Annotated in this window: 20 protein-coding genes; 7 read left to right on the forward strand and 13 right to left on the reverse strand. The window is 72.0% G+C overall.

Annotation, left to right across the window (positions count from 1 at the left end):
- Positions 1-26 precede the first annotated feature (26 nt).
- From ACLQ2T_RS13805 to ACLQ2T_RS13820, 4 genes are read left to right on the forward strand one after another with little or no spacing between them, the layout of a single operon-like run.
- Positions 27-1250: a 3-deoxy-7-phosphoheptulonate synthase gene (locus tag ACLQ2T_RS13805; protein ID WP_425766457.1), complete on the forward strand. Its 1224-nt coding sequence runs from the start codon at positions 27-29 to the stop codon at positions 1248-1250.
- The gene (locus ACLQ2T_RS13810; RefSeq protein WP_425766458.1) at positions 1247-2524 is read left to right on the forward strand and encodes an MFS transporter; all 1278 of its coding nucleotides are present in this window, start codon (positions 1247-1249) and stop codon (positions 2522-2524) included. Before ACLQ2T_RS13805 ends, ACLQ2T_RS13810 begins: the two co-directional genes overlap by 4 nt.
- An 11-nt stretch (positions 2525-2535) precedes the next feature.
- A complete protein-coding gene (locus tag ACLQ2T_RS13815; protein WP_425766459.1) occupies positions 2536-3867 on the forward strand; it encodes an ATP-grasp domain-containing protein in 1332 nt (443 codons plus the stop codon).
- Positions 3868-3874: 7 nt separating this feature from the next.
- Complete coding sequence (locus ACLQ2T_RS13820; protein ID WP_425766461.1) at positions 3875-4615, forward strand: MBL fold metallo-hydrolase; 741 nt, start codon at positions 3875-3877, stop codon at positions 4613-4615.
- A gap of 72 nt (positions 4616-4687) precedes the next feature.
- Here the strand turns inward: ACLQ2T_RS13820 and ACLQ2T_RS13825 are convergent, their stop codons facing one another.
- The 10 genes from ACLQ2T_RS13825 to ACLQ2T_RS13870 form a co-directional block, all read right to left on the reverse strand.
- Positions 4688-5377: a hypothetical protein gene (locus ACLQ2T_RS13825; protein WP_425766462.1), complete on the reverse strand. Its 690-nt coding sequence runs from the start codon at positions 5375-5377 to the stop codon at positions 4688-4690.
- Positions 5378-5639: 262 nt separating this feature from the next.
- Complete coding sequence (locus ACLQ2T_RS13830; protein ID WP_425766464.1) at positions 5640-6809, reverse strand: DUF3626 domain-containing protein; 1170 nt, start codon at positions 6807-6809, stop codon at positions 5640-5642.
- Positions 6810-6896: 87 nt separating this feature from the next.
- On the reverse strand, positions 6897-7526 hold the full coding sequence (locus ACLQ2T_RS13835) for an MBL fold metallo-hydrolase (protein WP_425766466.1): 630 nt from the start codon (positions 7524-7526) through the stop codon (positions 6897-6899).
- The gene (locus ACLQ2T_RS13840; protein WP_425766467.1) at positions 7526-8611 is read right to left on the reverse strand and encodes an S-(hydroxymethyl)mycothiol dehydrogenase; all 1086 of its coding nucleotides are present in this window, start codon (positions 8609-8611) and stop codon (positions 7526-7528) included. The genes ACLQ2T_RS13835 and ACLQ2T_RS13840 overlap by 1 nt, the downstream gene beginning before the upstream one ends.
- Complete coding sequence (locus tag ACLQ2T_RS13845) at positions 8608-10017, reverse strand: MFS transporter (protein WP_425766468.1); 1410 nt, start codon at positions 10015-10017, stop codon at positions 8608-8610. Before ACLQ2T_RS13845 ends, ACLQ2T_RS13840 begins: the two co-directional genes overlap by 4 nt.
- Positions 10014-10676 (reverse strand): GntR family transcriptional regulator, encoded by a 663-nt coding sequence (locus ACLQ2T_RS13850; protein ID WP_425766469.1) that lies wholly within the window; start codon positions 10674-10676, stop codon positions 10014-10016. The genes ACLQ2T_RS13845 and ACLQ2T_RS13850 overlap by 4 nt, the downstream gene beginning before the upstream one ends.
- A gap of 50 nt (positions 10677-10726) precedes the next feature.
- Positions 10727-11599 carry an SDR family NAD(P)-dependent oxidoreductase gene (locus ACLQ2T_RS13855; RefSeq protein ID WP_425766470.1) on the reverse strand — a complete coding sequence of 291 codons (873 nt, stop codon included), beginning with the start codon at positions 11597-11599 and terminating at the stop codon, positions 10727-10729.
- Entirely contained in the window at positions 11592-13079 is a 1488-nt protein-coding gene (locus ACLQ2T_RS13860) for a flavin-containing monooxygenase (RefSeq protein ID WP_425766641.1), read from the reverse strand. Before ACLQ2T_RS13860 ends, ACLQ2T_RS13855 begins: the two co-directional genes overlap by 8 nt.
- 96 nt (positions 13080-13175) lie before the next feature.
- Positions 13176-14042, reverse strand: coding sequence for a 4,5-DOPA dioxygenase extradiol (ygiD, locus tag ACLQ2T_RS13865; RefSeq protein ID WP_425766471.1), 867 nt, complete (start codon positions 14040-14042; stop codon positions 13176-13178).
- 95 nt (positions 14043-14137) lie between these two features.
- On the reverse strand, positions 14138-14740 hold the full coding sequence (locus ACLQ2T_RS13870) for an MBL fold metallo-hydrolase (RefSeq protein WP_425766472.1): 603 nt from the start codon (positions 14738-14740) through the stop codon (positions 14138-14140).
- A gap of 131 nt (positions 14741-14871) precedes the next feature.
- Between ACLQ2T_RS13870 and ACLQ2T_RS13875 the strand changes: the two genes are divergently transcribed.
- From ACLQ2T_RS13875 to ACLQ2T_RS13885, 3 genes are all read left to right on the forward strand, one after another.
- Positions 14872-15765 (forward strand): LLM class flavin-dependent oxidoreductase, encoded by an 894-nt coding sequence (locus tag ACLQ2T_RS13875; RefSeq protein ID WP_425766473.1) that lies wholly within the window; start codon positions 14872-14874, stop codon positions 15763-15765.
- Positions 15766-15970: 205 nt separating this feature from the next.
- Positions 15971-16474, forward strand: a complete 504-nt coding sequence (locus ACLQ2T_RS13880) for a DUF1772 domain-containing protein (protein WP_425766474.1) — start codon at positions 15971-15973, stop codon at positions 16472-16474.
- Between the two features lie 127 nt (positions 16475-16601).
- A complete protein-coding gene (locus tag ACLQ2T_RS13885) occupies positions 16602-17444 on the forward strand; it encodes a pentapeptide repeat-containing protein (protein ID WP_425766475.1) in 843 nt (280 codons plus the stop codon).
- Between the two features lie 22 nt (positions 17445-17466).
- Here the strand turns inward: ACLQ2T_RS13885 and rnhA are convergent, their stop codons facing one another.
- The 3 genes from rnhA to ACLQ2T_RS13900 form a co-directional block, all read right to left on the reverse strand.
- On the reverse strand, positions 17467-17934 hold the full coding sequence (gene rnhA, locus ACLQ2T_RS13890; protein WP_425766476.1) for a ribonuclease HI: 468 nt from the start codon (positions 17932-17934) through the stop codon (positions 17467-17469).
- A gap of 52 nt (positions 17935-17986) precedes the next feature.
- Entirely contained in the window at positions 17987-19285 is a 1299-nt protein-coding gene (locus ACLQ2T_RS13895) for a lycopene cyclase family protein (protein WP_425766642.1), read from the reverse strand.
- 200 nt (positions 19286-19485) lie between these two features.
- Positions 19486-20073: a hypothetical protein gene (locus ACLQ2T_RS13900; protein ID WP_425766442.1), complete on the reverse strand. Its 588-nt coding sequence runs from the start codon at positions 20071-20073 to the stop codon at positions 19486-19488.
- Positions 20074-20160 lie beyond the last annotated feature (87 nt).

A 20160-nucleotide genomic window follows, 5' to 3' on the forward strand; every position in this document is an offset into this window, starting at 1 on the left:
ACCGCCGCCGACGATTGGACGACCCGATGACCGATGAGCCCGGCACGTCGCTGCTCGAGGCACCCTGTCCCCTCCCCGCTCAGCAGCCGCCCTGGGATCCCGGAACCGGGCTGCCCGCCGTACTGGACCGACTGCGCGCCGAGGCACCCCTGGTCACCGCGGCCTCCTGCTGTTCGCTGCACCGCGAACTGGGTCGGGTGGCCGCCGGGGAGGCGCTGGTCCTGCAGGCCGGCGACTGTGCGGAACGGTTCGCCGACGCCACCGAGGAGCGGACCGCCGCCCGAATCGACCTGGTGGCGACCCTGGCGGACATCGTCGAGTACGGCACCGGCCGCCCGGTGGTCCGGATCGGACGGATGGCCGGCCAGTACGCCAAGCCCCGCTCCCAGGACTGGGAGCGCACCGCCGACGGCCAACTGCTGCCGGTCTACCGGGGTGACGCGGTCAACTCACCGGAGCCGAACCCGGCCGCCCGGGTCAGTGACGCCCGCCGGCTGCTGGCCGCGTACGAGCACGCCGCCCGCACCCTGGACCATCTGTTCCTGGCCGATCTCCTGCCGACCCTGGGCAGCGCCGACACCGCCTTCTCCCTGACCTACACCGGGCACGAGGCGCTGCTGCTCGACTACGAGCAGGCCCTCGTCCGGGAGGACGACCACTGTGGCGGCCGGTACGCCTCCTCCGGCCATTTCCTCTGGATCGGCGAGCGGACCCGACAGGCCACCGGGGCGCACATCGCGTTCGCCGAACAGATCAGCAATCCGGTCGGGGTCAAGGTGGGCCCGGACGCCGCCGGTACGGAGATCGCCGCCCTGACGGCCCGACTCACCCGGGGACACGACCCGGGCCGGCTCAGTCTCATCGTCCGGATGGGCGACCGGGTCGCCACCCGCCTGCCTGACCTGCTGAAGGTCCTCGGCCCCGCCGCCGAGCGGGTGCTGTGGGTCTGCGACCCGATGCACGGCAACACCCGGCGCAACCGGCACGGGCAGAAGACCCGGGTGGTGGCGGAGGTGATGGACGAGGTGCGGACCTTCCTCACCGTGCTGGGCGAGCACCGGCTGACCATGGCCGGGCTCCACCTGGAGACCACCCCGGAGCCGGTGCTCGAATGCGTCGACTCCACCACCGAGCTGGACAGGTATCTCGACCGGTACACCTCGGCCTGTGACCCCCGCCTGAACCCCAGTCAGGCCGAGCGGGTGGTCAGCGCCGCCGTCGAGGCCGGTTGGGGAAGGGGGTCGCGGTGACCGATACCCTGCTCACCCCGCCGACCGCCAGGAATGGCGGACTGTGGCGGCACGCCGACTTCCGCAGGTACTGGCTGAGCCAGACCGTGTCGCGTACCGGCACGAATGTCGCCGAACTGGTGCTGCCGCTGGCGGCCATCACGATGTTCGACGCCAGTGCCCAGCAGCTCGGCTGGATCAACAGTGCCGCATTCGCGCCGTACCTGCTGATCTCCCTGTGGGCCGGGGTGTGGATCGATCGGCGACGCAAGCGGTCCCTGCTGGTCACCGCCGAGATCGGCCGGGTCCTGGCGCTGGCCGCCATCCCGGCGCTGGCCCTGGCCGGACTGCTCCAGGTCAACATGCTGATCGTCGTCGCCTTCCTGCTGGGCGTCTGCGCCGTGCTGTTCGACGTGTCCGGGTCGGCCTACCTGCCCTCGCTGGTCGGGCGGGACCAACTGCTCGACGGCAACAGCAAGCTCCAGGCCAGCATCGTGGTGACCAACTCCGGCGGGCCGGCCCTGGGCGGTGTCCTGGTGCAGGTCCTGGCCGCACCGGTCGTGCTGGCGATGAGCGCGGTGGCCAGTCTGGTGTCGCTGGGCGCCCTGGCCGGCATCCGGCAGACCGAGCAGGCGCCGGCCAACCCTGAGGGCCGGCGCCGGACCCTGGCGGAGATCGGCGAGGCGTTGCGGTTCATCGCCCGCGACCGCTACCTGCGCTTCCTCACCGTACGCTCCGGGGTGAACAACCTGTTCTTCATCGCCCGCAACACCCTGTTGCCGCTGTTCGTCCTCCAGGTCCTGGATCTGGGAAGCGCCGTGCTCGGCCTGATCCTCGGGGTCGGCGCGATAGGGGCGCTGATCGGCGCCGGCCTGGCCAAGCGACTCGCCGACCGGCTCGGCCCGGGACGGGTGATCGCGGTCGGCTACGGCGTGGCCTCGGTGGTGCAGATCCTGTTGCCGGCCGCCGGCGGCCCGCCGGTGGTGGCGTTGGCCATCCTGCTGCCGATGTTCTTCGTCAGCGGCATGTTCATGACCGTCGGCAACACCAATGTGGCCACCCTTCAGCAGATGCTCATCCCGCGTCGCCAACTCGGTCGGGTGATCGCCGGGATGCGGACCGTGACCTGGGGCAGTATGCCCATCGGTGCGCTGCTCGGGGGCACCCTGGGCACCCTCATCGGGATCCGCGAGACCTTGATCCTCACCGCCGTCGGCTTCTGCCTGTCCGCCCTCTGGATCGCCCTGTCCCCGATCGCCAAGCTGCGCGAGATGCCCGCCGCGCCCCAAGACTGAATGGAGCCACCATGCCGCCGACGCATCCCCTGTCGCCGCGCGCCTTCGTGCTCACCGGAGCGTTCCGGGTCATCTGCCGCAACCACCGTCTCCTGGCCGAACTGGCCCGGCGTGGCCTGGGCGTCCTCGTGCTCTGCCCGGACACCTCGCGGGCCCAGGTCGAGGCGGTGCTCAGCCGGCCGGGCCCGGCCGCCGACCTGATCACCGAGGTCGCCTACGCGGCCGGGGCCATGGACCGGGAGTCGTCATTCAACCCCGATGTGCTGGCGGTGATGCAGGACTGGCGGGAGCGCTACGAGGTGACCGGCCTGTACGCCATGGAGGAGTCGCTGGTCGAACCCAGTGGCCTGGCCGCCGACATGCTCGGTCTGCCCTCCCCCGGGCTGCGTGCCAGCCGGGCCTGCCGCAGCAAGTACCTGCAACGCTGCTACCTGCCCGAGCTGAGCCCGCCCTCGTTGACGGTGCCCGCGCACCGGCGGGCCACCGTCGACCTGCACGCCCTGAAATACCCGGTGGTCGTCAAGCCGACGGCCCGCCACGCCAGTTCGGGGGTCCTCGCCGCCAACTGCCCGGAGGCGGTCGCCGACCTGCTCGGCGACTACCCCTGCCACGAGACCCTGCTGATCGAGCAACGGGTCGAGGGCCAGGAGTTCTCGGTGGAGTCGCTGGTGCAGCACGGTCAGGTGCGGTTCGCCGCGGTCACCCGCAAGGAGACCACCGAGACGCACGGACGTACCTTCGTGGAACTGTCCCACACCATTCTGGCCGGTCCGGTCCGCATCGCCGGCCGGGAGGTGGGTGACCTGCTCACCGAAGCCAACCAGCGGGTCCTGACCGACCTGGCGTTCGAGGACGGCGTGACCCATTCCGAGTGGCGGGTCACCGAGGCCGGGGAGCCCGTCCTGATGGAGATAGCAGCCCGCACCCCGGGCGACGGCATCTCGTTGCTCTACCACCTCGCCTGCGGGGTCCCCCTGGAGGCACCCGTCATCGGGATCGCGCTCGGTGAACAGACCGACTATCCCCGGCCCCGGCGCTGGGCCCGCCAGGTCTACCTGGAACACCGGCCCGGGGTGCTGCGGGACGTCACCATCGACTGGCCGGACGAACAGGTGCGCTGGATCGGCGAGGCCGACCTGTGGCCGACCGTGCGTCCCGGTGAACCGGGTGACCCGCCGACCTTGCGGGCGGTGCTGGCGCTCAAGCCGCCCGGCACCGAACTCAGCCCGCTGACCTGCTCGGACGACCGAGCGGTGACCTTCCTGATCGATGCCGATGACGAGGCCGACCTCAACCGACTGGAGGAACAGGTCCGGGCCGCCATCACCCTGACCATCGAGTAGGAGCGACATGTTCATCACCACCGTGGTGGCGGACGCCTTCGCCACCAAGTGCTATTTGGTGGCCGCCGCCGAGGGGGGCGACTGTGTCGTCGTGGACCCCGGCTACGGGGTGTCCGAGCGTCTCGGGCAGGCCCTGGACCGGCACGGCCTCACCGCCCGGGCGGTGCTGCTGACCCACGGCCACCTGGACCACACCTATTCGGTACCGGCCGTCGAGGCCACCCACCGCCTGCCGATCTACCTGCACCCGGCGGACCACCACATGCTGGCCGATCCGTTCAGCGGACTGGGTGACGAGTTCGGTCCCCAGTTCGCGCAGCTGCTAGGCCCGGAATGGACCTGGCGGCAGCCCCACGATGTCCACACCCTCAGCGACGGCGACCTGTTCAGGGTCTCCGGTCTGGAGATAAGGGTCGACCACACCCCCGGTCACACCCCCGGCTCGGTCATGTTCAACCTGCCCGGCGATCGGCCTGGCGAGTCGTACTGCCTGGTGGGTGACACCCTGTACGCCGGCACGATCGGGCGAACCGACATGCCCGGAGGCAGCCGGGCCCAGACCCTGCACTCGCTGCGCGGTCTGCTGCGCAAGGCAGACCAGACGGTGCTGCTGACCGGGCACGGGGAGGACACCACGGTGGGCCGGGAACGGTTCGCCAACCAGTTCATGGTGCAGGCGTCCAGCTGGGACGGCACCGGCGAACCTCCCCGGACCATCATGGGCTGGAAACCCGGGCAACGAGTCTGACCCCCCGGGTCCGGGACACGAACCGGCCGACCCCGCAGGTGGCGGGGTCGGCCGGGAAACGGTCGTTCGGGGTCACCAGAGCTGGGAGACTACCTCCGCCGCCTGCTCCTCCCACTGGGCGTAGTGGAACGGGTAGGCCGAGACCTGCACCGTCTGCGCCGCGGCGGTCAGCGGCATGTCCCGCCAGCCGTCGACGTTCTTGAGCGCCTGGAAGAAGGCGTTCGAGGAGTACTCGGGGTCGGTGATCTGCGACTCCGTGCCCCAGCCGCTGGAGGGCCGCTGCTGGAACAGCCCCTGCGAATCGTGGTCGTTGTACGCACCCAGGTGACCCAGGTTGTACAGCTTCGACTCCTGCAACGCGGTGGCGATGCCGATCACCGCGCCTCGTTCGCCGACGCCGGTCCGCTTGGCCACCTCGATGATGGTCTTGGCGTTCTGCCGCTGGGCGTTGTCCAGCGGCACCCGCGACTGGAGGCCCTGTACGCCGTGCGGGACCAACTCGCTTCGGCTCGGCTTGCCGGAGGAGGCCCGGTCGCCGCGCCCGCCGGCGGACTCCGCCGTGGTGACGGCGGCCTCCTGGCCGGTGGCCTTGTCGATCGCCGCCACGGCGCCCTCGTGCGGGCCGTTGGCGAGCGGTGCGGCGACGGCTGTCGGGCCGAATGCCAGCCCGGCGAGGGCGGTTACGCCCACCACACTCAGCGTGGTCTTGCGATTCGGGTTCGTCGCGATGGCCGGGAGCCATCGAGTGAAGTCGAACTTCACGATGGTTGCCCTTTCGATCGTTACGAGCCGCTCGGGGTTGAGCCGCTCTCGGGGGAACTGCCGACGCCGGTGGGGTGCCGGCGCTACGGGGAGGACAACCAGGGCGATGTTTCGGTCATTCCGGAAATGACCACTTGCGCGCAGGTTGAGATCCGGCTCACCGCACCGATCCGGACAGCCCACCCAGGACGCCCTGAACCGGACCCGACAGGCCGCCACCCTCGGCAGCCGGAAGACCGCAGCAACGTACGCCGCCGGAGGGTCACCCGCCGACGGTGGGAAGACCGAAGCGCACCAGTACGTGCCACAGCTGCTTGAGGTGTTGCAGGGTGTCCGTGGTCGGGCCCCGGTCGGCCCAGCGCTGCGGCTCGGTGACCACCGAGGCGGCGGCCCGGCCGATCAGTGCGGCGTGCAGGGGTTCACCCGGCCGGGCGAACTCGGCGTGCACCCGGGCGGCCAGGGGTGGGATGGCAGGCCCCCGGAATTCGGCGTCGACCTGGTCCACCGGCAGGGTGAAGCCGGCGTGCCACCGCAGCCGGAAGCCGTGGCGTTGCGCGGCGGCGGCCAGGGCCGCACCGACCGGGGTGCCCCGGAACGAGGGATCGGCGACGAGTTCCCGCACGTCCCGACCCAACCGCACCTCGCCGTGCACCTGGGCCTCGATGTAGTCGTCCAGGGCCCGCCCGGCAGGCACTGCGGCGAGGTCCGGGCAGGGGTCCTGCGGCCGGGGTACGGCGACCTCCTCCCGGCGACCCAGCAGCCGCTCGGTGAGGACGATCAGGTCCAGACCGGCACGACCCAGACACCCGCCGGTCGTCACCGTAGCGGTGAGCAGGGCGGCCACCACGGGGTCGCACACCTCCAGGGTGCCGACCGCGGAGGGGCCCAGATGGCTGTCGCCGAAGCAGAAGGTGGTGCGGTGCAGCACCTCGGGGTGCAACCGCAGATGGCAGGAGCCGAAGCGGGCAGCCGCCCCGTCCGGGTGATCGAGCAGGTTCAGGCCCCCGTACCTGGGTCGCTCCGCCGGGCGCACCCCCGGCCGCTGGTACGCCCCGCCGAACATCCGCTGCTCCCACCGGTCCCGGTCACCGCCCGGGTAGGCGGTCAACCCGCCGTTGGAGATCCCGGTCTCGAACTGGCTGCGGTAGACCCCGTCGGCGGCCAGGGCCTGCGCGACCGTGCGGCCGTCGGCCAGCAGCCGGTCGGGGTGGAAGTTGAGGGTGATCAGGCCCTGTCGGCCGATCGCCGCGACGAGTTGCCGCGGGTCGGCGCGGACTCCGGCGGCCTCCAGCAGCCGGGTCATGGTGTCCAGCGCGGCGGGTCGGTCCCGCAACGCCACCCCGCGTACATGTCGCAGGGCATGGCGCTGGGCCGGGGTCAGGGATGGATTCGGCTGACGCGGGACGGCACCGGCGGCGGGTGGACCCGCCACCGGTGCGCGCTGAGGATCGGTTACGGATGGCACCGCGACAGGGTCACCCGACCGCTGGTACGGACGCATCCGGATTAACGGCCGCGGTCAGTGCCCCCGGGCCAGCCACTGCGGCAGCTGCGGCGCCTCGGCGCCGATGGTGCTGCTGTCGCCGTGACCGGGGTGCACCACGGTCTGCGGCGGCAGGGTGAGCAGCCGGTCCCGGATGGAGTCGATGATGGTGCCGAAGTCGCTGTAGGAGCGGCCGGTCGCCCCCGGGCCCCCGGCGAACAGGGTGTCGCCGGTGAAGACGACCTCCTGGGCCCGGTCGTGCAGGCAACACGCGCCGGGGCTGTGCCCGGGGGTGTGCAGCACGGTCAGGGTGCTGCCGCCGACCTCGATCCGCTGGCCGTCGTGCAGCTCGCCGCCGGGTGGCTGATCGGGGTGCACCATGTCCCACAGCACCCGGTCGGCGGGGTGCAGCAGCACCGGCGCACCGGTGGCCTGGGACAGCTGCGGGGCGACCCGGACGTGGTCGTCGTGGGCGTGGGTGGCGACGATCGCGGTGACCCGACGGCCGGCCACCACCTTCAGGATGGCCTCCACGTCGTGCGGGGCGTCGATGACGAGGCACTCGGTGTCGTCGCCGACCACCCAGACGTTGTTGTCGACGTCGAAGGTCTGCCCGTCCAGGGAGAAGGTGCCGGAGGTTACCGCGTGGTCGATGCGGGCGGCCATCAGAGGACCACCACCGAGCGCAGCACGTCGCCGTGGTGCATCCGGGCGAAGGCCTGCTCGACCCCGTCCAGGCCGATCTCCTCGGTGACGAAGGCGTCCAGGTCCAGGCGGCCCTGGAGGTAGAGCTCGGTGAGCATGGGGAAGTCCCGGCTGGGCAGGCAGTCGCCGTACCAGCTGGACTTGAGTGCCCCGCCCCGGCCGAAGACGTCCAGCAGCGGCAGCTCGACACGCATCTCGGGGGTGGGTACCCCGACCAGCACGACCGTGCCGGCCAGGTCGCGGGCGTAGAAGGCCTGCTTCCAGGTCTCCGGTCGACCGACCGCGTCGATGACCACGTCGGCGCCGAACCCGCCGGTGGCGGCCTGGATCTCGGCCACCGGGTCGGTCTCGGAGGCGTTCACGGTGTGGGTGGCGCCGAACTTCCGGGCCCAGTCGAGCTTGCGGGAGTCCGTGTCCACGGCGACGATCGTCGTCGCCCCGGCCAGCAGCGCACCGGCGATCGCCGCGTCACCGACCCCGCCGCAGCCGATCACGGCCACGGAGTCGCCCCGGGTCACCCCGCCGGTGTTCATCGCCGCGCCGAGGCCGGCCATCACCCCGCAGCCGAGCAGCCCCACGGCGGCGGGCCGGGCGGTCGGGTCCACCTTGGTGCACTGGCCGGCGTGTACCAGGGTCTTCTCGGCGAACGCGCCGATGCCCAGGGCCGGGGTGAGGACGGTGCCGTCGGTGAGGGTCATCTTCTGGGCGGCGTTGTGGGTGGCGAAGCAGTACCACGGGCGGCCGCGTCGGCAGGCCCGGCACTCGCCGCAGACGGCCCGCCAGTTGAGCACCACGAAGTCGCCCGGGGCGATCGCGTCGACCCCCGCACCGACCTGCTCGACGATGCCGGCGGCCTCGTGTCCGAGCAGGAAGGGGTAGTCGTCGTTGATGCCACCCTCGCGGTAGTGCAGGTCGGTGTGGCAGACCCCGCAGGACTGCACCCGTACCACCGCCTCGCCCGGCCCGGGGTCCGGCACCACGATCTCGGCGACCTCGACGGGTGCGCCCTTGCTCCGCGAGATGACGCCCCTGACCTGCTGGCTCACACTTTCCTCCTCCTCCGCGCCGGCGCACCGCGCCGACGCACTGCGGCCACCCCGGAGAACCGACGGCGCCGACGATCATTCCCGGAGGCGAACCTACCGCCGCCACCGGCGACCAGCACAGCTTCCGGACGATCGGGCGACACCTGCGGCCCGTCGTACCGCCGCCGGGCGGCGTTACGCCACCGCAGCACCTGCACCACACCCACCGCCCACAGTACGTACTGCAACGCGAAGGCCCACCGGTAAGCGTCCAGGTCGGGCACGCTCTGCCCGGCCGGGGTGGCCAGGTCCAGCACCACCCCGACGGTGAACACCAGGATGATCGCGGCGACGAAGCCACCGACGTTGACGATCCCGGTGGCGCTGCCGATGCGGTTCACCGGGTTGAAGCTACGCACGAAGTCGAACCCGATCAGCGAACCGGGACCGTTGAAGGCCAACACCAGCGCCAACACGACCAGCAACCAGCCGGGGGCCCGTCCGGGCCAGGCCAGCACCACCGCCCAGGTCGCCGCGGTCAGCCCGACGATGGCGAAGACCAACGCCGAACGGTGTCGGGGGAACCGGCCGCACAGGTAGGCGACCGTCGGCCCGGTCACCAGCATCCCCAACGTCAGCACGGTGAGCAGGGTGGCCGCTGCGGTGGGGGGGAGCCCCTGCCCCTGCACCAGGAACGGAAAGCCCCACAGCAGGGCGAACACGCTGCCGGAGAACTGGCAGACGAAGTGGGTCCACAGCCCCAGGCGGGTGCCGGGCTGGGCCCAGGCGGCAGCCAGCAGCCCACGCGGTGGTGTCGCGGCGGCGGCCACGGCCACCCGGCCCGGGCTGTCCCGGATGGTGGCGACGACCACGAGCAGGATCGCCGAGGACACCCCGGCGACGGTCAGGAAGGCCGTGGTCCACCCGGTGCTCTCCAGCAACAACACCAGCGGTACGGCGCCGAACACCGCGCCGAGTTGCCCCAGGGTGCCGGTCAGCTGCACCAGCAGCGGATTGCGGCGCCCCGGGAACCAGTAGGCCACGATCCGCAGCACGCTGATGAAGGTCATCGCGTCGCCGAGACCGACCAGGATCCGAGCCGCCACGGCCAGGCGTACGTCCGTGACGAGGGCGAAGCCGAGTTGACCGGCGATCATCAGGACACCACCGGTCACCAGCAGGCGACGGGAGCCGTACCGGTCGAGCAGCATCCCGACGGGCACCTGCATCAGCGCGTACACGCCGAGTTGGGCGACCGTGAGGGTGGCCAGGGTCGCGGCGCTGATCTCGAAGCGCTGCGTCGCCTCCACCCCGGTGACCCCCAGGGAACTGCGGTGGAACACCGAGGCGACGTACGCGCTCAGCGCCACCCCCCAGACCAGGAACGCCTGCCGGCGCGGCACGGACGGCGGGTCGGCCAGGCTCACCGCAGGCCCCGCAGCGCGCGGGCGGCGTTGTCGATGTGGTCGGCCACCGTGGCCAGCCAGGGCCCGGGGTCGTCTCCGTCCAGGGCGGCCAACTGGGCGGCGTGGTCGGTCAGCGCCATCTGCGCCCAGCGGGGTGAGAGCCGGAAGGTGGTCTCCCCCATCCGCAGTTGCCGGTCCCGCAGCCGCTGGTACAGCTCGGCCAGGATCTCGTTGCCGGCCGCGTCGACGACTGTGGCGTGGAAGGCCCGGTCGGCGGCCATCAGGGCGGTCAGGTCACCGGCGGCGTGGGCGGCGCGCATCTCGGCCAGCCGGGCGGCCAGGTCGGCGCGGATCTCGCCGCGTCGGGGCCAGATCTGCTCGGCGGCGTGCACCTCGACCAGCCGGCGGGCCTCGATGACATCGGTGATCTCGCGGGCCGAGACCGGCAGGATCAACGCCCCCCGCTTGGGATAGAGCCGCACCAGCCCTTCGGTCTCCAGCCGCAGCAGCGCCTCCCGCACCGGAGTACGCGACACCCCGGTCGCCTCGGCGATCTCGCCCTCGCTGACCAGCGACCCGCCCGGGTGGACCTGTTCCAGGATGGCTCGCTTCAGGTGCCGGTAGGCGCGTTCGGCGGCCGAGGGAGCGGTGGTCCGACCACTCGGCGAGGGATGCGTCATGTATCTATCATCCGCCCCACCTGTTTCAGCAGGTCCGGCGGGGGTGTGCGCTACTTCGGCAGCGCGGCGGAGCCGGGACGGGTGGCCGGCTCGGCGCCTCGGGCCTCGGCCCGGCCCAGGGCGGCCAGCAGGTGACCGTGCCCGGCCGGCGCCACCCGGGCCAGCAGATCCGGCAGTCGGGCCGACCAGCCGATCAGGACCCGGCCCCGACGGCGGGCCACCCCCCGCAGGATGGCCTCGGCGGCGATGGCCGGGTCGATGCTCAGCAGCCGCTCGAAGCGCCGGCGGCCGTCCTCGAACCGGGCCCGGTCCACCCCGCTGCCCACCCGGGCGTCGCGGGCGATGCGGGTACGCACCCCACCCGGATGTACGCAGGTGACGCCGATGCCGTCGGCGGCGAGTTCGTGGCGCAGCGCCTCGGTGAACCCGCGTACCGCGAACTTGCTGGCCGAGTAGGCCACCTGGCCCGCCGGGGCGATCAGCCCGAACAGGCTGCTGACGGCGACCAGATGCGCCCCGGGCTCGGCCTTGAGGGTCGGCAGCAGGGCGTGGGTCAGCTGCGCCACCGCCCGGAAGTTCACCTCCACCACCCAGTTGAACTCGTCGAAGGTCACCTCGTCGAAGCGGCCACCGAGGGCCACCCCGGCGTTGTTGACCAGCAGTCGCAGCCGGGGGTGCCGGGCGCGGATCTGCTCGGCGACGGCGGCGGTGGCCTGCGCGTCGGCCAGGTCGACCTGGTGGGTGTGCACCGTCCGTCCGGCCGCGCGCAGTTCGGCGGCGAGCGCCTCGAGGCCCTCGGGGTCGCGGTCCAGCAGGACCAGGTCGCTGCCGCGGCGGGCCAGGCCCCGGGCCAGGGCGGCGCCGATGCCGCCGGCCGCCCCGGTGACCACGGCGGTGCCGCCGGTGAAGTCGAACCTACGCATCGACAGACCTCCGTTGTGCCGAGTCGACCCGGCTGAATCGGACCCCGGGATCGGTGAGCCGCCCGAAGCGCAGCAGCAGCAGATCCCGCAGGTAGTTCTGGTGCGCTCGCCACGGTGCCCGGTGTCCCTGGCGGGGCAGGCGCTCGACCCCCCGGCGTACGTACCCGGAGCTGAGCCCGATCAGCGGCGCCCGACGATCGTCCGGCGGGGCCGACGGGGTGACGACCTGGGTGCCGGTGCGGTCCAGGTGACGCAGCAGCCGACACACGTACTCGGCCACCAGGTCGGCCTTGAGGGTCCAGGAGGCGTTGGTGTAGCCGAGGGTCAGGGCGAAGTTCGGCACCCCGGAGAGCATCATGCCTTTGTACGCGACCGTCTGCGCCAGGTCGATGTCGACACCGTCCACCCGCAGGGTGATTCCGCCCAGGGCCAGCAGGTCCAGCCCGGTGGCGGTGACCACCACCTCGGCGGGCAGTTCGGTGCCGGAGGTCAGGCGGATACCCGTCGCGGTGAAACCGTCGATGGTGTCGGTGACCACCCTGGCCCGTCCCTCGGCCAGCGCGGCGAACAACTCCCCGTCGGGATCCACGCACAACCGCTGGTCCCAGGGGTCGTAGCGGGGGCGGAAATGTCGGTCGACGTCGTAGCCGGCCGGCAGTCGGCGGGCCACCCCCCGACGCAGCAGTCGACGCATCAACCCGGGGGCCCACCGGCTGAACTGATAGGTGAGGGTGACCCCCAGGAGGTTCTTCCAGCGGATCAGGGGGTGGGCCAGCCGCGCCGGCAGCCGGCGACGCAGGGCGTCGGCGAACCCGTCGCGGGCGGACAACGCCAGCACGTAGGTGGGTGAGCGTTGCAGCATGGTCACCTCGGCGGCCTGCCGGGCCAGCGCCGGGACCAGGGTGATGGCGGTGGCGCCGCTGCCGATCACCACCACCCGACGGTCGCGCAGGTCCAGGTCGTCCGGCCAGTGCTGCGGGTGCACGATCCGTCCGGCGAACCGGTCCTGCCCGGCGAAGTGCGGGGTGTGCCCGGCCTCGTACCGGTAGTAGCCGGTGCAGGCGTACAGGAAGGCGCAGGTGAGGGTGATCGTGTCGGCGGTGCCGGCGCGGCGGACCAGCACCGTCCAGTGGGCCTGCCTGCTGTCCCAGTCGGCCCGCACCACCCGGTGCCCCAACCGGATGTGCCGGGTGACGTCGTACTCGTCGGCGGTCCGGCGCAGGTAGTCGAGGATGGTCGCGCCCTCGGCGATCGCCTTCGGGGCCCGCCACGGGGCGAAGGAGTAGCCGAGGGTGAACATGTCGGAGTCGGAGCGTACGCCCGGATAGCGGAACAGGTCCCAGGTGCCGCCGACCTCGTCGCGGGCCTCCAGCACCGCGAAGGTCTTGTCCGGGCAGCGCCGACGCAGCTGGCAGGCGGCACCGATGCCGGACAGCCCGGCGCCCACGATGAGCACGTCGACGTGGTCCGGGGCCATCAGCTCTTCCTCCAGGTACGCGAGACGCTGCCTGGGGACCCTATCCGGTGGGGTGGACCAGCGCGGCCTGGCGGGCGGCGGTGACCAGGGCCGCGGTGTTCAGATGTTGGCGGAGTCCGCCGGCACCGCCTCGGGCAGGGTCGGCGCGCCGGCCAGGGGTTCGGTGGCGCGGCCGGGAATACCCAGGGTGTACGCGGTCATCGACAGCGACCCGTAGGCGTACCCGTCCACCAGCACCTCGGTGCCCTGCCCGGCCGCCCCGGCCAGCCCGGCCAGGTAGAGCAGCGGGATGAAGTGGTCCGGGGTGGGCACGGCGAGCCCGAAGTCGCGGTGGGCGTCGAGGCGCCCGGCCTCGGTCGGGTCCTCCAGCATGGTCGCCTTGGCCGCCTCGTCGAAGCGTTGGGCCCAGTCGAAGCCCTGGTCGAGCAGGCGGCGGTCGACCCCGCCGAGGTTGTGCACCACGTTGCCGCTGGCCACCACCAGTACGCCCCGCTCACGCAGCGGGGCCAGCTTCGCGCCCAGTTCCAGGTGGTAGTCGAGGCCCTTGAAGGCGTTGATGCTCAGTTGCACGACCGGGATGTCCGCCTGGGGGAAGGCGTGCACCAGCACCGACCAGGTGCCGTGGTCGATGCCCCAGGAGTCCAGGTCGGCCCCCACCCAGGTCGGGTGCACCACCTCGCTGACCTCTTCGGCCAACTCGGGCAGGCCCGGGGCGGGATAGCGGACGTCGAACAACTCCTGCGGAAAGCCGTAGAAGTCGTGGATCGTCTTCGGGCGGGGCATCGCGGTGACCGCGGTGGCGCCGATGTACCAGTGGGCGGAGACCACCAGGATCGCCCGGGGTCGGGGCACCGACCGACCGAAGGCCCGCCAGGCGGCGGTGTACCGGTTGACCTCCAGGGCGTTCATCGGGCTGCCGTGGCCGAAGAACACGGCCGGCATCGTGGACATGGTCTCGTCGCTCATCGCACGTCTCCTGCTGTGGCCCCTCGCCCGAGGGTATCCGGTCTGCCCGGCGGTGGGCGGAACTGCGCGGATCCCGTACGCGACCGGGGTTTTCCTCAGGCGGTCTCGCCCGGGGCGAGATACCGGTAGCCGGGGACGGTCTCGGCGAACCAGCCGTTGACGCTGGCCAGGCCACGGTCGTTGAGCTGGGCGTCGTGGATCGGGAACACCTCGGCGGCGCCGACCGCGGTGGCGAAGTCGATCGCCTCGGTGAGCTTGAGCCAGGAGGCCTGCGCCGGGACCAGCAGGGTCCGCACCGGGCGGCCCGGCAGGTGCAGCGAGTCGCCCGGGTGGTAGACCGCCTCGTCGACCAGATAGCCGAGGTTGGCACAGTCCGGTTGCCCGCCGTGGATGGTGGCGTGCCGGCCACCGACCGCGATCACCCCGAACCCGGCGGCGGTGAACCCCTGCCCCGGCCGCACCCGGGTCACCGGCAGGTGGGCCAGATCCGGCAGCACGGCACCCTCCGGTACGAAGACCGGCACCCCCAGACCGGCCAACCGCAGCACGTCGATGTGATCGATGTGCTCGTGGCTGACCAGTACGGCGTCCGCCCCGGCCAACGCTCGGGGCTCACTCCAGGTGCCGGGGTCGATGACGAGCACCCGGCCGTGGTGTTCGAGCCGGACGCAGGAGTGGGTGTACTTGGTTATCCGCACCTCGTGCAGGCTACGGCGAAGTGGGGAGGCGGGTGGTCCCGCTGCGCGGGGTGGAGCGGGCCGGTCAACGCCGCCATCAGGCGTTTCCGGCATAGCATTGGCGATCTCCGCTCTCAGGAAGGACGACCGCGATGAGCGACTACGGACACGACCTGACTTTCGGGTCGGCCCCGACCCCCGTCAACGCCGACCCGACCCAGCCGGTCCGACTGGCCGTACTCAGCGAGCAGGTCGGGCTGGACCTGGTCACCTTCCAGGACCATCCCTACCAGCCCGCCTTCCTGGACACCTGGACCCTGATGACCTTCGTGGCGGCCCGGACCAGCCGGGTACAACTGTCCGCGAACGTGATCAACCTGCCGCTGCGGCCACCGGCGCTGCTGGCCCGCGCCACCGCCAGCCTCGACCTGCTCAGCGGGGGCCGCGCGGCGCTCGGGCTGGGGGCCGGAGCCTTCTGGGACGCCATCGAGGCGATGGGTGGACGACGGCTGGCCCCCGCCCAGGCGGTACGGGCGCTGGAGGAGGCGATCGAGGTCATCCGCCAGATCTGGGACCCCGAGCCCCGGGGCGGCGTACGAGTGGACGGCGAGTTCTACCGGATGGTCGGCGCCAAGCGCGGCCCGGCCCCGGCCCACGAGGTGCCCATCTGGCTCGGGGCGTACAAGCCACGGATGCTGGCACTGACCGGACGCCGCGCCGACGGGTGGCTGCCGTCGCTGCCCTACCTGCAACCCGGCGACCTGGCCAGAGGCAACGCCATCATCGACGAGGCCGCCACCGCCGCCGGCCGCTCCCCCGCCGAGGTACGCCGCCTGCTCAACATCGACGGACGGTTCGCCTCGACCGGCCAGGGCCCGCTGCACGGTCCGGCGGAGCAGTGGGCCGAGGAGTTGGCCGACCTCAGCCTGACCGAGGGGATCAGCACCTTCATCCTGAGCAGCGACGACCCCGAGGATCTGCGCCGGTTCGCCGCCGAGGTGGCACCGGCCACCCGGGAACTGGTCGCCGCCGAACGGGCCAGGTGATCACCCGGTCCGTCCCGGGCGACCACCCCCACCTGTCGTCCGGGCGGGGTACGCCCGGCGACGTGCCCGACCGGCGCCGGCGTACGTCGACAGGCGACAGGTGTTCGGGTCGACGGACGGCAGGCGCCACACCCGACTGTCCCTAGCGTTGGCCGCGCAGCAGCTCGACGTGCCCGGCAGGGCACCGGAACGCGGGGAGGATGCAGTGCGCGGCAAACTCATCTGGTCGGCCCTCGTCGGCCTGACCTGGGCGGCCATGATGTCGTTCGGCGGGGTGGCGGCCGAGACGGTGATGCTCTACCCGAATGTCTTCCACGATCCGCCGGCCTCCCTGGACCGGGCCCGCGAGTTCCTCGCCGTCAGCGGCCCCAGCGACTACTTTCCCCCGCTGGGCGCCTCCGTGGTGCTGCTGAGCATCGCCGCCACGGTGCTCACCTGGCGTCAGCGGAGTCTGCGGTGGTGGATCGTCGCCGCGACAGTGGTCTTCGTCGCCTGCGAGTTCCTGTTCTCGGTGGTCTTCTTCTGGCCCCGCAACGAGATCATGTTCGTCGATCCGGCCGGCACCCACTCACCGGAGTACCTGCGTCAGGTCGCCGACGAGTTCGTCGCCGGGCACTGGGTACGCCTCGCCGGTGGGGCGGTGACCGCCGCGCTGGCCTTCACCGCCCTGCTGCGCTGGGCCCGTACCGGCCAGCGCCACGCCCCCTGATCGACGCCGACGCCCGCGGCCCGACCGGTGGACGGTCGGGCTGGCCCGGCGGGTGACCGGGCTGGCCCAGCGGGAACAATGAGTGGCGGCAGGAGATCAGCGAACGGGGGCGGGCAAGGTGTCGGAGATGACGGTGAAGGGTGGGCTGCGGGCCGACTGTGCCCGCTGCTTCGGTCTCTGCTGCGTCGCCCCCGCCTTCGCCGCGTCAGCCGACTTCGCGGTCGACAAACCCGCCGGGCAGCCGTGCCGCAACCTGGGCGCCGACTTCGGCTGCGGCGTCCACCCCCAGCTACGCGAGCGCGGCTTCGCCGGGTGCACCGTCTTCGACTGCTTCGGCGCCGGTCAACGGGTGGCCCAGCAGACCTTCGGTGGGCGGGACTGGCGTTCCACACCGGAGCACGCCGGCCAGATGTTCGACGTCTTCGCGGTGATGCGTTCGCTGCACGAACTGCTGTGGTACCTGACCGAGGCACTGCGGTTGCGGCCACCGGCCGAACTGGCCGCACAGTTGTCCACCGCACAGGCCGAGACCGACGCCTTGGCCGCCGGCACCCCGCAGGACCTGCTGGCCCTCGACCTCGACCGGCACCGCGCGAAGCTCAACGTGCTGTTGTCGCGTACCGCCGAACTGGCCCGCACCCGCGGCGGCGCCGCCGGTGCCGACCACCGGGGTGCCGTGCTCGTCGGCCGGGACCTGCGCCGGGTCGACCTGCGCCGGGCCAACCTGCGCGGCGCGATCCTGATCGGGGCGGACCTGCGCGGCACCGACCTGACCCGAGCCGATCTGACCGGTGCCGATCTGCGCGGGGCGGACCTGCGGGGCGCGGACCTCTCCGAGGCCCTGTTCCTGCACCAGGCCCAGGTCGACGCGGCCCGTGGTGACCGGCAGACCCGCCTACCGGCCGGGCTGGATCGGCCCGCCCACTGGTCGGCCCTGCCGTTGACCCCCCGCCGCGCCCGGCGACGCTGACCGCCCTGCGAGGGGTAGGGGGTCACACCCGGGCGGCCCGCGCCTCGGTCATCCCCTGGTTGGCCAGGGCGTCCGCCCGCTCGTTCTCCGGATGCCCGTTGTGGCCCTTGACCCACAGCCAGGTGACCCGGTGCCGGGAGCAGGCCGCCTCCAGCTGCTGCCACAGGTCGGCGTTCTTCACCGGCTGCTTGGCCGCCGTCAGCCAGCCGTTGCGCTTCCAGGAGGCCAGCCAACTGGTGATGCCGTTACGCACGTACGTGCTGTCGGTGTGCAACTCGACCGTCACCGGTCGGGTCAGGCTTTCCAGGGCCCTGATGGCGGCGGTCAACTCCATCCGGTTGTTGGTGGTCGGGGTGGCCTCCCCGCCGCAGATCTCCCGCTCGTGGGTGCCGTAGCGCAGCACCGCACCCCAGCCACCCGGGCCGGGATTGCCGCTGCACGCGCCGTCGGTCCAGATCTGCACGACCCGGCCGGTCCCCTCGTCCGCCATGGCGCCCAACCTACCGAAGCCGCCCGGACCGCCGAACTACCGGCCGCGCGGGTCAGCGAACCGGTGAACCCCGGTCGCCCTCACCGGCGGCGTCTTCTACCGACCGGCCCGGTGGGTGGTCGGGTCCGACCACCGGCGGCGGCACCGTCCAGGCCGGTCGAGGCGACCGTACGAGCCGCTGGCGCAGCCGGTCGCCGGCATCTCCCACGGTGGCGGCCAGCATCGGCAGCAGCCGGGTCGACCGCATCACCGCCAGGTCCTCGGCCACGGTGGTCGCCCCGTCGAGGAAACGCAGCACCCGCGACGCCGGGTTGCGGTCGAACAGTCGGCCGAAGAACTCCGGCCCGTCGACCAGGCCACGGTCCAGGGCCCGCAGCGCCACCGCGTCCATCCAGCGATGCCGAAGGGGGTACGCCGAGGCCGGAACCGGTGGCCGCCCGGCGGCCAGGGCCCGGGCCACCTGGTCGGCCTGTCGGTACATGGCCGCGAAGGTGAACCCGGTGGACGGGCGGGTGGCGCCCCCGGCGGTGCCCAGGCGCACCACCCGGGGCGAGGGTCGGGCGACGAAGGGGCCGTCGGTCATCGGGATGACCCCGTTCTCCACCTCCGCGACGGTGAACCGGGCCGGGTCCAGACCCAGCAGGTCGCAGTAGCCGGCCAGGGCCCGGTCGTAGGCCGCCCCGGTGAGCAGGTGCGGGGAGAACTCGGTGTACTCGACCAGGGCGTACCGGTCGCTGACCGGCAGCACGTACCCGAAGGACACCCCCCGGGTCGGCTGCGGCGTACGGAAGTCCATCAGTACGGCCCGGGCCGGGTCGAAGATCGGCCGGTCGGCCTCCAGCCACCAGCCCCGGAAGTGCTGCAACCAGTTCGTCCGCCCGGGTCGCTCCGGAGGCCGGGGCCGGGAGTCCAGCACCCAACCGGCGCGCAGCACCGGCCGATCCGCACCGCCGCCCACCAGCACCCCGTCGCCGTGGTCGGACAAGGTGTCGGCACCGGCGAGCACCCGGGTCACCCCCAGCCGACGTTCGGCCTCGGCGGCACGGTCGTAGATCGGGGTGGACCGCAGCATCGCGTACCGCAGCGGGGTCACGTCCAGGGTGTGGTGCGTCTGGGCGGTGACCACCTCGACCCGCGACCAACTGGCAGTGAGCAACTCGTCCAGGTCGTTGCCCGGCCGGTCCCAGAAGGCCCAGGTCCGGTCCTGGCCGCGCCGGTGGACCGGATCGACGACCGCGACCCCCAGGTCCTGCACACCATGCCGGGCCAGAGCGGCCAACACGAGCGACGCGGCCCCACCCCCACCGACCAGGGCGAGATCAACCTCATCCAACGGGCCCACCTCCCCCACCCACGCTTCCACACCCCCACCCAGGTGCAAGAAAGGCCCCCGGTCAACGCCTGCGGCAGCGGAGTGGATGTCGGTGGGATCGATGGAAGTGGCGGGGGTGTAGACGGCCGTTGGCCGGCGCCCGGGTTCGGGTGCCGGCCAACGGTTTCTTGCTCCCCCTGTGGAGGAATGTCTATCGAGGTCAGCTGTTCCAGTTCTGGTCAGCTGTTCCAGTGCTGGGCGACCAGGTCGGCGGCCTGCTGCTCCCACTGGGCGTAGTGGTCCGGGTACGCCGACACCTGCACGGTCTGGGCGGCCTTGGTCAACGGCATGTCCTGCCAACCATCAACCTGCTTCAGACCCTTCAGGAACGCGGTGGTGGAGTACTCGGGGTCGGTGATCTGCTCCACCGTGCCCCAACCACTGGACGGACGCTGCTGGAACAGACCCTGCGAGTCGTGGTCGTTGCGGTCACCGAGGTGACCCAGGTTCTCCAGCTTCGACTCCTGCAACGCGGTGGCGATCGACACCACAGCGGCACGCTCGTCCATACCGTTCTTCTTCGTGGCGGCGATGATCGCCTTCGTGTTGGCGACCTGCTCGTCGTTCAGGTCGATCCGCGACTGGGCGCCCTGCACGCCGTGCGGGATCAGCTTGCCCGTGTCCGGCTTGTCGGCCTTCACCACGGCCACCGGGCTCGACTTCACCGGGGTGGCATCCGTATGACCGGCCACCGGGCCGGCGAAGACACCACCGGCGAGGGCCACACCAGCAATACCGAGCACGCTGTTACGGAAGATCGAGTTCATGACCAAGCTCCATTCGGGGGTAGACACACACCACGAAAAGGGGGGAAACGGGTGCGCGCGAACGCCATCAGGCGCCGAAAGAACAAG

Source organism: Micromonospora sp. DT229 (assembly GCF_049844505.1).
GTDB lineage: Bacteria > Actinomycetota > Actinomycetes > Mycobacteriales > Micromonosporaceae > Micromonospora.